Source organism: Treponema sp. OMZ 840 (genome assembly GCF_050937815.1).
Lineage (GTDB): Bacteria > Spirochaetota > Spirochaetia > Treponematales > Treponemataceae > Treponema_C.
This window is the reverse complement of sequence record NZ_JACDIJ010000023.1, coordinates 1-13,215: the sequence shown is the minus strand read 5'-3', so window position 1 is coordinate 13,215 and position 13,215 is coordinate 1. Positions and strand designations below refer to the sequence as shown.

Here is a 13,215-nt window from a genome sequence, read left to right as displayed (position 1 = left end):
TGATTAGGGGGTGCTTTTATGGCACATACAGCACAGGAACGGTACAGCTCGCTTGTTGACTTAAAGTTGCGGGCGACATTGGTGCAAAAAGACGGTATTGTCTGGAATAACCGCTACGAGGGAGACCCGAAAGCGGGATCGGTAAACGTGCCCGTGCGCGACACCGAAGTAACGGTCGCCGCTTATAATAAGCAAACGGGCGTAAACAAAACGCACGGAGCCACGACCTATTTGAAGGTTCCCATTGACAAAGATTACGCCGTCAACGAATTGATTGACGGATTCGACGCGGCGGCGGTTCCCGATAACCTCGTAGCCGACAGGCTCGATAGCGCAGGTTATTCGCTTGCCTTACAGGTGAACTCGGATAGCACGGCCGCCCTTGTCGCAGGCGGTACGGAAATGACCGATAAAACGGCATTAACAAAAAACAACGTTTACGAGGCTTTTGTAAAAACCCGAACAATTATGTCAAAGGCGAACATTCCGAGTACCGGCCGCTATGCGCTTGTATCGCCCGAAACATACGCGCTTTTACTGTTGTGTCCCGAATTTGTGCGGGCCACTTCGTTAGGAGACGATGTGGTACAGACCGGCGCGGTCGGACGAATCGCAGGTTTTACCGTGTTTGAAGATGTTACCTTACCGAACAAAACAGAGTTTATTGCGGGGCACCCCGACTGGTGTACTCGTATAAAAGAATGGGCGGTCCCGGTAAAGGTGCAGGATTTGAGCGGTTCCGGTGATTACATCGGCGCTTCGGCCGTACAAGGACGTATCGTTTACGCACACAAGGTAACCAAGGCGGTCGCCGTTCAAATTAAAGAAACGGCATAACAGGGGGTCGGGAATGTTTGAACACGTTACATATAGTTTTTACTCGGACGCTATGGGGCGTGCCGTCATTCCCGACGAAAACACTTTTAACCGGCACAAGACGGAAGCCTGCGCCTTTGTGCGCTCAAAGCTTCCGTTTATTGCCGTTCGTGAAGAAAACGGGTTCGACAAGGCGGCGTGTATGGTTGCAGAAACCTTGTACGAAGCCGAACGGAATAAAGCCGCAGATGGGCGCATAGAAACAAGTAGAAGCATTGAGGGTTTCTCGCAGAGTTTCGATGTGTCAAAGGTGCAAACACTTTATGATAAAAAATTTGTAGTACCAGATTTTCTCGCCGTTTTTTCGGCGACGGAAGTAGAGAGTAAAATTTTCCCTGTATCGTCCCATAACCTTTTTGCGGACGTTTAGTATACACGGGCTTAAAGTCGTTTTTAAGTTCTTGCAATTACTTATACCACAAAAAATTACAAGCCCTATTTTATCCAAAGGTTGGAGATGGGGGGAATTGAACCCCCGTCCGAATGAGCGGATCGGGAACATCTACAGGTTTATCGGTGCGAGGTATTTGTCGGGAAACGGTAGCAGCACCGCAAGCGTCGTTTCCGTATTCCGATAAAAGTCCCGTGCAGGTACCGGAAACCCTGCAAAGCAAGCTCTGATCAGCGTCAGGATATCGAACCGCTCAGAGCGGCGCAGCCCGTATCCCGCGATTACGCAGCTAAGGCGTAGTCGTAAGAATTGTCGAAATCGGCAATTATAGTTTTTGTCTGTTCGGAGGAAAGACGTCCTCACCTGCAGTTCGAGACCTCAAACACACCCGTCGAAACCGGTGCATCCCCAATCGGCATAAAGATACCGCCCTTGGAGGAAAAAGTCAAGTATTCGATTGTATTTTCATTCTTTTTTTGTTATATTTGCTTTATGGCCGATATAAGCGATTACATTTTATGGCGGGCGGATATTCCTTTTAAAGTGTCTCCTTTTAACGAAATTGACGCATTGATTTTGTGCCAGCTTTTATACATCGATTTTGACCGAATAGTTCCCGAAGATTTTAAATCGGGTATTACAATAAAAGAGGCGGCGAAAAAATATGCTTTGCGCCATATAAACGACGATTCAAAAGATTTAGGCGTTTTTATAAATCCGCGTTCCGCCGATTTATTGGAAGCGGCGGGAGCTTCGATACGTTTCGGCGATATTATGCTTAAAGGTTTTGTAAACGATATCGATATAAAAGAAGAAAAGCAATTTGCGGCCTTTACCGCTTCCGTATCGCCCCGATTACACTGCATTGTGTACCGCGGAACCGACGATACCCTTATCGGCTGGAAAGAAGATTTTAATATGGCCGTCTACGATCCGGTTCCCGCCCAACAGGCGGCATTGGACTATTTGGAACGGGCACACACACAGTGCAGGGGAAAACTGTATACGGCCGGACACTCAAAGGGAGGAAATTTAGCCGTTTATGCGGCGGCTTTTTGCTCGAAACAAATCTTTAAAAAAATTGAAAAGATTTTTTGCTTTGACGGGCCGGGGTTCAATTCTGACACCTGCAAGCGCGGCGATATGGAACGTGCATTTAAAAAAGCCGAATGCTTTGTTCCCCAGTCATCCGTAGTAGGCATTCTCCTGCAGCATTCGCAAAGCCATAGAGTCGTCCAAAGTACCGAAACAAACGGCGTAAGCCAGCATGATGTTTTTTCATGGCAGCTTCACGGAAAAAACTTTGCAACGCTTGAAAAACGCAGCGATGAAAGTTTGTTTGCCGAAAACACCGTTGCCTCATGGCTTAAAGAAGTACCGAAAGATTCCCGTGCCGAATTTATAAACCTCCTATTTAAAGCGGCCGGTTCGGCGGGAGCTTTGACGCTTACCGAATTAAAAAATCGATGGCTTCAAACGTCGGCAGCTTCAATCAAAATGCTGCATAATATGGACGCACAAACAAAGGATAATATATTCCGCATTTTTAAGCTGTTTTTAAAAGCCGTGCGGTTTAATATGCCCGGTATAGGCGACTTATTATCGGGCAGCGCAAAAGATGAACAGCAAAACATCAAAACGGGGCTGCCGAAATAAGGAGATTTTTATATCCCGCCTTCGCTTTCGGTTGTAAGCTTTTTTAAACGCGAAACGGTTTCTCTGGTTCTGTCTTGAGCGGACTTTGTTTGCTCAAAAACATGTATAAGCTCCGTTATACTTTTAATCATAGCATCTATTTCGCCGTTTACTTTTTCCGTAGCAACAGTTAACTGTCTAAAACCGCTTACCGACTGCTGACGGGTTTGCGCCAACGTATTGTTTTCATTTTGCAAATTATCCATTTCGGCCAATACGGTTTTAAGCGAACCTTCCATACTTGCGCTTTGCGTATTTGTTTGCACAATAAAATTCGATATTTCGGCAAGCACCGCTCTAAAACCGTCAACCTTTTCGGTTATATTTGCAAAACTTTCTTCCAAAATATTTGAAGCGGAAGCCGAATCGGCAATGGCGGCGGTTATCTTTTTTATGATTTTTCCCGTCGAGTCCGCTTCTTCCGAAGATTTTTCGGCTAAATTGCGGATTTCTTCGGCTACAACCGCAAAGCCCTTACCGGCATCTCCTGCATGAGCCGCTTCGATTGCCGCATTCATTGCAAGAAGGTTTGTTTGCTCGGCTATTTGTGTAATAAGCGAATTCGTTTCAAGCAATAAAGTTGAACCGGTAGTTACTTCATCGATGATTTGTGCCATTTTACTTAAGTTTGATTTGCCTTTTTCACTCGCATCGGAAATATTTTTAAAATTATCTTCAATCAAGCCGAACTTTTCAGTAAGAATTTTCGTGTTTTCCACTAAATCCGATAAATTGCTTACCGCATGTTTGGATTTTGCGCTTTGTTCGGATATTTGCATATTCAAATTATTTAAAAAATCGTTTAATTGTCCGGTCGTCCGCTCGCTTTCACCGAGTGTTTTTTGCTGAACCGAGATTTCGCTTAAAACAAATTCAACATAATCGGATATTTTTTCAAAAGATCCGGCCGCTCTTTCCATATTTTCGGTTAGGATTTTGTCGCCCTCGGTTAAATCGGAGGCGGCATTTTTAATTTCATCGAATAAAACTTTTAGCTTTCCCGAATAATCGACAAGTTTTGCACTCGTTTTGTCGCTCTGACGTTTTTCAATATTGAATTTCCATGCAAGGGCAATCGCTTGTACGATTAAAAATAAAGTTAACCCGAAGGGCAGCATATTGGTGAGCCGTATAATCATCATACCGGAAAGCACATCCAAGACACCGGCAATAATCAATGCACAAAAACCGAATACGATAAAGCGTATTCCTTCCCGCTTTCTTTTTATCAAAAGGACAATAATAACGATAATGTACAAAGCTTCGGCAAGACAAATAATTTGATGAAATAAGATAAACGAGGTAAAAAAAATCGGCGGCGTAATAAGAGAAATTAAACCGTACAAAAGGGCTTCTCCGATACAAATACCCATAATTACTGTATTCACTTCATTTTTATATAAAACACGCAAATAAAACAAAACCGGCGCAATCATAACCGCAAAGGTAAAATATTCGATACGAATATTGGTTTGCCATGAAAATCCGAAAAGCTCGGTTCCGATTAAAGAACCGGTTACAAGCATTCGTGCGGCGACGATAAATATAAAAAGCGAAAAAGCCAATAAGCTGACTTCCGTTTTGCGGAACAAAAATAAAATTAAATGATATATACCGAGGGCACAGGCAAAGCCGAATAAGATAGATTCGATAACGGCCGCAGACAAAATACGCGAAGTTAATACGTGTTCTTTTCCGATTTTTACCGAATTATATAAACCCGATCTGGAATAATCAAAGTTTGAAGCATGAATTACAATGTCCAGCTCCGGAGAATCGTCGGGCAGGGGAAAATTCCGGTTTTTGGCCGCAGCCGTATAGGTATTTTTTGTATTTCCCGTTTTTCCTATTTTTCCCAATTCTTTGCCGTTTACAAAAACCGTAACGGCCGTCATGGGCTGCTCGATATATAAAGAAAGGTTTGATGCATCCGGAGGCAATAAAACTTTTAAACTATAGGTTGCATAACCGAAATCCGGATATTTTTTTCCGTTTTTGCTTTCAGCCGTCCATACGCCCGGCACATGCATAAAATCCGAAGCTTGTTTTGAAGTTTGCAAAAATTCGTTCCAAAAAAAGCCCCAGTCTCCCTTTAATTCAATCGCTGCATTGGCGCTGAAGTTCCATTTTCGCAAATCGATACGGCCGTTTTGTACGGACGGCGTTTGTGCATAGCCGATGTGCATAAAAAACATAAGGCATACAAGGGTTAGAACGCTGCTAAAAAACTTTTTCATATAAACTCCGATGTACTACAGAACAAGCTAAAAAAAAACTATTATTTTGTAATCAAAATAATAGCATATGATTTTCAAATTTTCAATATTTTTTTAATCCTATTTTTTATGCGGCCCGGCGTTCGATTTACAAGGACAGTCTATATCCGCTTCGCATAAACCGAACCCTTCTTGTTCATACTCGCATATAAGGCCGGCAGGCTCTACGTGAATCATAATGTCGTAAATATTCGGGATAACCGCTTTTACGGCCGCGGAAACGGCTTCGGCCTTTTCATGAGCTTCGCGGACGCTCATATCGGGCGAAACTTCTATATCAAAATCGACATCCCAATATGCGGCCATTTTCCGAATACGCGCGCGGTGGGGGTTTGTGACTCCCTCAACCGAGCGGATTGCTTCAAAAAGCTTGCGGTAGAGTTCTTCGTCGGTATTGCCGTCCATAAGTTCGATATTGATTTCCCGAAATAAAAATACGGCATTTTTTATAATCCACAAGCCGACAAAAAGAGCAACGAGCGGGTCCAAGACGGGCTGCTTAAAAAAGACGGCGCATCCGATGCCGATTAAAACGGAGGCGGAGATAATCACATCCGAAAGCATATTTTGCGCATTTGCACATATAATAGGGCTGTCCGCTTTTTTTCCGATAACACACTGGGAATATGAAAGCAGTATTTTCCCCGCAATGGAAATACAGGTTACAACAATGGCCGGAAGAGAGGGAACGGGAACCTGCACTCCGTAGCGGATAATTTCATACAGTTTTTTTGCGGCGGAAATGCTTAATTGCGAACCTGCAAAAAAGATAATAAAGGATAAGGCCATCGTAGCGGTTGTTTCGGCCCGTCCGTGTCCCCAAGGATGATCTTTATCACAGGGGCGCGATATAACGACACTGACAATCAATGTCATACAGGCAATGGCGACATCGCCTGCCGAATCCAAACCGTCCGCCAAAACGGCAAGACTTCCGCTTATAAAACCGACACAGAGCTTGGCGGAACATAAAATCAAATTTCCTGCAAGGGCGATAATACCTGCAAGGCGTATGAGTTTAAGGCGTTTTGTTTCTTCAGAGCTTATTTGAGCCGTTTTAAGACAGTTTTGAGGCTCACGGCATTGCGGATGTTCTACCGTCGGCATTTAGACAGTATACTGTGTGCGCCGAGAAAGTGCAAGGGCTAAATTGGGGTGGAGATGTATCATTTTATCTTAAAATAAGGATGTTGATTTATAATACCTTTAAAATCTAAAAGAGGAATATCCATATATTCTGTAAACATCCTCATTTGAGCTATTTTTCCTGCATTCATATTAAAATCAATTTTCTTATAAATGCGGGTATATGGTAAATTTAAAGCCGTTGCAGTAAATAAATTTTTAGGTTTTTCTTCAGGTATTAAAAATGAAACTGTCATAGGCTGAATATAAGGCCTTCAAGAGGATATAGTTCTTCCAGACGAAAGTCATCGATTTTAAAACCATATTCATCACGTAATTCTTGTTCAACTATGGGTAAGATGTCTTTTATTTTCATAAAATATCCTCCTCATTACATCGAATATTATATCATAAAAAAGTAGATAAGCCTATGTGAGTTTATACAAGCTTAAAAACAAAGATTTCAAACTGAAAAAGCTGCTTAAAAAAAACGGTATCAAATACGATTCAAGCTGGGTGTAAACGGAGGTTGCCTGCACCTGCGGAGATAAAATCAATATGTGCCAAGTTATAAACCCCGATTACAGTCCGTATATCCGGTATTTGTACGTGCGTCCGGAAAACGAAGAACGGGCAAAACGGCTTGCCGCTGAAATCCGGGGCGAGGGGGCAGCGGAAGATGCGCGAAAAGGGAGCTTAAATCGCAGCTGAAGCGAGGGGGAGCTGCAAGCGGATAGGGCCGCTCCCCCTCCTCTATCGGGCTCCCTATCCGTTCTTTTATGCCGCCGGCTTGGTTCTTTTATTAAAAATAACGAACAGGAGAATGCCCGCAAGGGGAAAGGCCGAATACGAGATAAACAAAAAGGGATACCCGAAACGGTCTATAACAAAGCCGCCGAGCGCGCTTGCCAAAACGCTTGCAATGCCTATGGTACCGACCGAATACAAAAGCTGGCTTAATACGGTATCTTCGGCGCGGCGGACTTGAGCGGCGGCAAACATAACGGCTGCCGGATGAAATAAGCCGAAGGTAATACTGTTGCACATTTGAGCGGCGGCGGCACCCCATACGGTGGGAAAAAGCACATACATAACATTACGCACGGATGAAACAAAGGCTGCACACAAAATAAGGCGTAAACTTCCCCAACGCCGTATAAAGCGGCTCGAAAAAAACATAAAGGGAATTTCGCTCAATGCGCTGACAATCCATAAAAGGCCGGCAGCATCGCTGTGAAGATATTCTTTTACATACATGGAAAGAAATCGCGAGGTAGGAACTTGTCCGAATATCGTTAAAAAAATCAGCGCTAAAACGAGCCAATAGCGTGAAGAAAATTGATTAAAAAAGCCGCCGCGTCTGCTGCCGAATGTTTTGCGTTTGCCTTTGCTGTGGACAGCGGATACGAAAACGGGCTTTAAAAGACCGGGGATAAAAACGAGTGACAAGGCAAAAATAATAGCCGGAACGCTCATCCATAAAATCGTTTCAAGGGTATTTATGCTGTCGATACGCATAAAGCGCTGCATAATCATATTGGCGCACACAAAGCCCAAAGAGCCTACCGCGCGGATGCGGCCGTATAAATCGCTTTTTGTACCGAGCAGTACATGAATAAAGGTATCTGAAACGGGAACCGCTCCTTTGATAAATGCGGCATAAAGGCCTAAACACAGGGCGGTAATGCCGAAAAGCGGTATCGAAAAGAGAGGAACCGGAATCAGAGCGAGGATAAGACCGCTGACGCATAAAAACAAACCGTATTTTCCGCTTTTTGCCGGAATGTTTCCCGTAAAAAAGGGGATGATGACACCGAAGATTTCAAAGATTGAAAGCAGTAAGCCTACTTGCGTAACCGAATAATTCATATTGCGCAAAAAAAGCGGAAGCCATACGTTTACGCATGCATACATCGAAAAAAGAAAAAAAGAAGGTATCATCATATTCATAAAACAACCTTGTAACGGGATTGACAGAAAATCCCGTTTTTGATATAGTAATTTTCGTTGCGTTATAATGCAGCACACCCGCGGGGGTGGTGGAATTGGTAGACACGCTAGCTTGAGGTGCTAGTGGCGCGAGCTGTGCCAGTTCAAGTCTGGTCTCCCGCATAAAAGAGGACTGTTCTAAAACGTCGGTTTATGAACAGTCCTTTTTTTTTATGCACCGCAGAGCTTAGCGGCGTACGGATTGACTGACCGCGCAGCTAATAACCCAAACCGCCCGCAGTTTTCAAGCTCGGCGGCCCCGATTATCCCTAATAACCCAAACCGCCCGCCTTTACCTGAAAGCGGCAGAATTCCATACTAAACGATGCCCTGCCCTGCGTTACCGAGCGCAAGCCCGTCGAAAAGCCGAACATCTTTTCCATGGGCGCTTGGGCGTGGACGATTTCCGCAGAAGGTTTGGATTCCAAGCTTTGAATAAGGCCGCCCCTTTGGGTAAGAAGGCTCATTGCATCTCCGACAAATTCTTTCGGACAGACGATATCGACATTCATAACCGGCTCCAATACCTGCGGGTCGGCTTTTTCGCAGGCGGCTTCAAAGGCGGCCGCGGCGCATGCTTCAAAGGCAAAGGGGGTTGAAGTAAGCTCATTATAGTCGAGTCCTGTTACGGTAACGCATATACCCGTACAGGGATAACCGTAACGTATGCCCGCGCCGAAAGAGTTGCATATGCCGTTTTTGACGGCTTCGACGATTTCTTCGGGGATGCCGTCCGTATCGGCGGTACAGATATAGGTATTATCTTCCGAAGAATTCTGTCCTGCCGCATCCGATTCGGAAGCGGGGGCGACACGGAGGGTAATGCCGGCCGTTTGCTCTTTTCCGCCCAATACTTTTGAATACACTTCGCTGTGAGACATTTCGCAGCCCACCGATTCGCGGTAGGTAACTTGGGGGTTCCCCACGCGGGCGGCCACTTTAAAGTCTTCTTTCATGCGCGTAACAAGGACTTCAAGGTGCAGCTCTCCCATGCCGGAAATAAGAAGCTGGCCGGTTTCCGCGTCTTCGCGGAAGGTAAAGGTCGGGTCTTCTTTGGATAAGATGTCGAGGGTTTCTTTTAACTTATCGCGGTCGGACAGGGTTTCCGGTTCCAAGGCAACCGAAATAACCGGCTGAGGAAAGCTCACGTTTTCGAGAAGGACGGGAGCGCCCTCGTTTCCGAGGGTGTCGCCGGTTTGGGCAAGCTTTAAGCCGATAAGAACGGCTATATCGCCCGCACCTATGCTGTCCACGGCTTCGCTTTTATTCGAGTGCATACGCAAAATGCGGTTTACGCGTTCGCGCTTTTTTTTGCCGACGTTAAACACCTGCTCGCCTGTTTTGATTTTTCCCGAATAAATGCGCGCATAGCACAGGCTTCCGGCTTCACGCTCATACTGAATTTTAAAGACAAGGGCGCTCAAGCTTCCCGATTCGCAGCAGGGAATTTCGATGCGTTCCTGTTTTTTTACCTGAGTACCGACGGCGGCGGGAACTTCGTCCGGAGCGGGAAGATAATCGACTATTGCGTCTATAAGGGGCTGAACGGCGCAGTTTTTGCGGGCCGAACCGCATAAAAAGGGTATAAAAAAGCGCTCGACAGTGCCGCGCCTGATTTCTTTTTGTAAAAGTTCGAGGGGAACTTCTTCGCCCGACAAAAACAATTCGGCTATTTCGTCGTTGTATGAAGAGGTTTCATCGATGATTTTTTCGCGCCAGCGTTTTGCTTCTTCAAGGCGTTCGGCGGCTATATCGCTTTCGATAACCGTTTCACCTTCATCGGCAGGGTCAAAGCGGTATTCTTTCATGCGCAGTAAGTCTACGACGCCTTCAAAATTGCTTTCCGAGCCGACGGGAAGCTGGAGGGCTAGCGGTTTTGCGCCGAACTTTTGCTTTACGTCTTCCATTGCGGCGAAAAAATCCGCCCCCGTTCTGTCCATTTTATTGACAAAGCACAACCGCGGTACGCGGTATTCGTCGGCTTGGCGCCATACGGTTTCGGTTTGGGGCTGAACTCCGCCTACGGCACAGATAACGGCAACCGCCCCGTCAAGGACGCGAAGGGAACGCTCGACTTCGGCGGTAAAATCGACGTGGCCGGGCGTGTCGATAATGTTGATTTGGCGGTCGCGCCAATAGGTGGTGGTTGCGGCACTCTGAATAGTAATGCCGCGCTCCTGTTCCTGGCTCATCCAGTCCATAGTGGCGGCGCCGTCGTCTATCTCTCCTATACGGTGAATCTTTCCGGTATAGTATAAAATCCGTTCGGTGGTAGTGGTTTTGCCCGCGTCGATGTGGGCGATAATTCCGATATTGCGTATGTTTTTTAATGACATAATAACCTCGAAAGCGAGTATATCACAGTTCGCCGCTCTCTGCAAACACCCTTTGTTTGAATTCGGAGGGGGTAAGACCGTACTTTTTTTTGAATGCGCGGCGGAAGGTTTGCGAATTGGCATAGCCGCATTTTTCGGCAAGCGTGTGTACGGGCTCTTTTATATCGGCTTCTATAATGCTTTTTGCTTTTTCGAGGCGGAAATCTTCAAGATATTGGGCAAAACTTTTGTGAATGCGGCTGCGGAAAAAATAATACAAAAAGTTTTCTTTTATGCTAAAGTCCTCGGCCATTTGCGAAAGGTTTAAAAGCGGATTTGAATAATTAGCTTCAATGTAAGACAAGATGCGGCCGACCGTTTTAGAGTCGGCCTCCTGTACCGTGCATGCTTCAGGTTCCGTATCCTGCACAGGCTTAAACGATTCTTCGCCGTGTTGTAAAAAAGAACCTTCCCGTTGAGGCATAAAACGCAGCCGGCCGGCCGGAAGCTTTACAAAATAAAATGCGCAGGCAAAAAGCAGCACAAGTATAAGCGGAGGAAGGACAAAGCGCCGGACTTCAACGGCTTTCAGCATATCGGCAAGGGGAACAAGGACGATACAAAAGGTATTTGACGCTTTTAGGGGCCGTACAAAGGCAAGATATTTTTTTCCGTTTATTTTATGAGTAAATGAAGCAAAAGAATCCGTTTCGGTTCGGTCAAAAAAAACGCTTTCCATAACGGACTGCGCATATGAAGCGTCTTTCGGAGCACGCATAAAGAGAACCTGTTTTTGAGAATCGGCAATAAAAACCTGCGTTTTCGGATATATAAAAAGAGGCTCGATAACGGAATCGAAATGGCTTGATTTTAAAAGCATCATAAGCTTACCCGTATTGGCGCTCGAATTTTGCAGGGGGAAGGTTTGAGAAAAGATGAGTACATTGCGGCTCACCCCGTTTGTCGTAATGGAGGTTTCAGCCATCCATTTATTCATATAGACGGGACGCAAGTACTCGGAGCGCCACTGACCGCTGTTCAAATCTTTAAATTCAAAAAGAGAGCTGTACATCGCATCTATATCGAAAAAGGCGTTGTCCGCTTCCAAAAGATAATCGCTTGTTTTGGAATAGATGAATATGTCTTCGATAACCGGGTGAACGGGTTTTACATAGGACAGCTGCCGTTGGGCATCTATGATTTTTTGTATGTCCGGCGAGCCTTGTTCAACCGTTCCCTGCGTTACAAAGCCCTGCACATCGGCGTTTATCATAAGCATGTGCGACAAACGCTGCATTTCGCGCATGGTAAAATTGAGCCTGTCGCCCGCCTGCATAACGGCATTTTGATAGGCATTTTTTTTAGAGCGGATTGAACGATACAGCACAGCGTATTCGATAAGGGCGGCAAGGAGTACAAAAATAATCACCGCCGCAACGGTATACAATGAGAAAAAGCGCGTATGTTGTTTTTTACCGAAAAACGGAGCTTTTACCACGAAGATGATTATATCAATATTTTAAATAAAAGTACACTGAAAACGGTCAAATTGCTTTAATCGGCGGGCACATCGGGGCGGGTGCAAAAGGTTGTATAAACAATACTGAATGCGTGCGACGTGAACTCGACCCGCAAAAAGGCTTCCGCGTTCGGGCGCGCACGCCCTCACTTGTGCAGATTATTTTGCGGGCGCGAAACCCCGTCGCACACCACAGTATATTTATATGCTACGACCATAGCACCGCCCCTGTACCCGCCATTCCCGCTGTTCCGTAGGAAAAGCGGAAAATTTCTTTCCATAGTCCCGGCACGGATGCCGGAACAGCCATAGATACCGCGAGTTTGCCTTGAGCAAACCGTTTGCCGTAGGCAAACTCGTTGCATACAATCGGACAGGACGTCCGATTGTATGCCATGTGCGGAAATGCTTTAATCGGCATAAAAACGGGACAGGATGTCCCGTTTTTAAACCCTAAAACGTGCTGAACTTTGCTTTTTTAGCCGCCTCGTCATCGCCGGGAACCTTCATATTATCAAGAGCGGCAGCGGCGGTGTAATCGCCGTACTGCTCATTTTTTACCTTTATGCCGCCTTCTTCCAAAGAGGTGCAGTTTTTAAAGACTTCCACAAACTCGTCCCCCGTACCGTCATAATTACACAGAAGCTGTACCCCTTTTAAAGCGGTACAGCCGGAAAAACACCAGCGCATATCCGTAACGTTTGCAGGAATGGCGGGAGCTTTAGTTAAACTTGTGCAGTCTTCAAAACAGCTTTCCATTTGTTTTAAATCCTGCACACGGATGTGCAGAAAGCCGTTAGTAATGAGTTTTGGGCAAAGCCCAAAACTCAAGTTAAAAACGGGACAGGATGTGCGACGGAGCCGACGTTATTTTAAATCTTTTATGTTCCGCCATGGACGGCGGAAAAAAGCTCTAGATAATGAGATTTGGATGCGGCGTTTCGCCGCATCCAAATCTCAAGTTGAAAACGGAACAGGATGTTCCGTTTTCAAACAATTGCCGAATCGCTCCTTTCGTGTTATACTGTG

13 protein-coding genes, 1 tRNA gene and 1 other RNA gene are annotated in these 13,215 nt (G+C 45.6%); 5 read left to right on the top strand and 10 right to left on the bottom strand.

Annotation, left to right across the window (positions count from 1 at the left end; translation table 11 throughout):
- Positions 1-18 precede the first annotated feature (18 nt).
- Together H0R92_RS13800 and H0R92_RS13795 are read left to right on the top strand one after the other, a co-directional pair.
- On the top strand, positions 19-837 hold the full coding sequence (locus H0R92_RS13800; RefSeq protein WP_432966184.1) for a hypothetical protein: 819 nt from the start codon (positions 19-21) through the stop codon (positions 835-837).
- 13 nt (positions 838-850) lie between these two features.
- Positions 851-1,246, top strand: a complete 396-nt coding sequence (locus H0R92_RS13795) for a hypothetical protein (protein ID WP_432966182.1) — start codon at positions 851-853, stop codon at positions 1,244-1,246.
- A gap of 79 nt (positions 1,247-1,325) precedes the next feature.
- On the opposite strand, the gene ssrA is transcribed toward H0R92_RS13795, so the two are convergent.
- Positions 1,326-1,677: a transfer-messenger RNA gene (gene ssrA, locus H0R92_RS13790) on the bottom strand.
- A gap of 82 nt (positions 1,678-1,759) precedes the next feature.
- On the opposite strand from ssrA, the gene H0R92_RS13785 reads away from it, so the two are divergent.
- Positions 1,760-2,923, top strand: coding sequence for an Mbeg1-like protein (locus tag H0R92_RS13785; protein ID WP_432966179.1), 1,164 nt, complete (start codon positions 1,760-1,762; stop codon positions 2,921-2,923).
- A gap of 8 nt (positions 2,924-2,931) precedes the next feature.
- Here the strand turns inward: H0R92_RS13785 and H0R92_RS13780 are convergent, their stop codons facing one another.
- From H0R92_RS13780 to H0R92_RS13765, 4 genes are all read right to left on the bottom strand, one after another.
- Positions 2,932-5,199, bottom strand: a complete 2,268-nt coding sequence (locus H0R92_RS13780) for a methyl-accepting chemotaxis protein (protein ID WP_432966176.1) — start codon at positions 5,197-5,199, stop codon at positions 2,932-2,934.
- A gap of 99 nt (positions 5,200-5,298) precedes the next feature.
- On the bottom strand, positions 5,299-6,345 hold the full coding sequence (locus H0R92_RS13775; protein ID WP_432966173.1) for a cation diffusion facilitator family transporter: 1,047 nt from the start codon (positions 6,343-6,345) through the stop codon (positions 5,299-5,301).
- Between the two features lie 59 nt (positions 6,346-6,404).
- A complete protein-coding gene (locus H0R92_RS13770; protein ID WP_432966170.1) occupies positions 6,405-6,620 on the bottom strand; it encodes a hypothetical protein in 216 nt (71 codons plus the stop codon).
- Positions 6,617-6,739, bottom strand: a complete 123-nt coding sequence (locus H0R92_RS13765; RefSeq protein WP_432966167.1) for a hypothetical protein — start codon at positions 6,737-6,739, stop codon at positions 6,617-6,619. The genes H0R92_RS13770 and H0R92_RS13765 overlap by 4 nt, the downstream gene beginning before the upstream one ends.
- Before the next feature lie 182 nt (positions 6,740-6,921).
- Between H0R92_RS13765 and H0R92_RS13760 the strand changes: the two genes are divergently transcribed.
- Positions 6,922-7,074: a hypothetical protein gene (locus H0R92_RS13760; RefSeq protein WP_432966164.1), complete on the top strand. Its 153-nt coding sequence runs from the start codon at positions 6,922-6,924 to the stop codon at positions 7,072-7,074.
- Between the two features lie 66 nt (positions 7,075-7,140).
- Here the strand turns inward: H0R92_RS13760 and H0R92_RS13755 are convergent, their stop codons facing one another.
- Positions 7,141-8,313 (bottom strand): MFS transporter, encoded by a 1,173-nt coding sequence (locus H0R92_RS13755; protein WP_432966161.1) that lies wholly within the window; start codon positions 8,311-8,313, stop codon positions 7,141-7,143.
- Positions 8,314-8,393: 80 nt separating this feature from the next.
- Between H0R92_RS13755 and H0R92_RS13750 the strand changes: the two genes are divergently transcribed.
- Positions 8,394-8,475 (top strand) — tRNA-Leu (locus tag H0R92_RS13750).
- A gap of 146 nt (positions 8,476-8,621) precedes the next feature.
- Here H0R92_RS13750 and fusA read toward each other — a convergent pair.
- From fusA to H0R92_RS13730, 4 genes are all read right to left on the bottom strand, one after another.
- Positions 8,622-10,688 carry an elongation factor G gene (gene fusA, locus H0R92_RS13745; protein ID WP_432966158.1) on the bottom strand — a complete coding sequence of 689 codons (2,067 nt, stop codon included), beginning with the start codon at positions 10,686-10,688 and terminating at the stop codon, positions 8,622-8,624.
- Positions 10,689-10,710: 22 nt separating this feature from the next.
- Complete coding sequence (locus tag H0R92_RS13740; protein WP_432966155.1) at positions 10,711-12,165, bottom strand: AraC family transcriptional regulator; 1,455 nt, start codon at positions 12,163-12,165, stop codon at positions 10,711-10,713.
- 229 nt (positions 12,166-12,394) lie between these two features.
- Positions 12,395-12,583, bottom strand: coding sequence for a hypothetical protein (locus H0R92_RS13735; protein ID WP_432966152.1), 189 nt, complete (start codon positions 12,581-12,583; stop codon positions 12,395-12,397).
- A 56-nt stretch (positions 12,584-12,639) separates the two neighbouring features.
- The gene (locus H0R92_RS13730) at positions 12,640-12,945 is read right to left on the bottom strand and encodes a hypothetical protein (RefSeq protein WP_432966149.1); all 306 of its coding nucleotides are present in this window, start codon (positions 12,943-12,945) and stop codon (positions 12,640-12,642) included.
- Positions 12,946-13,215: the final 270 nt, after the last annotated feature.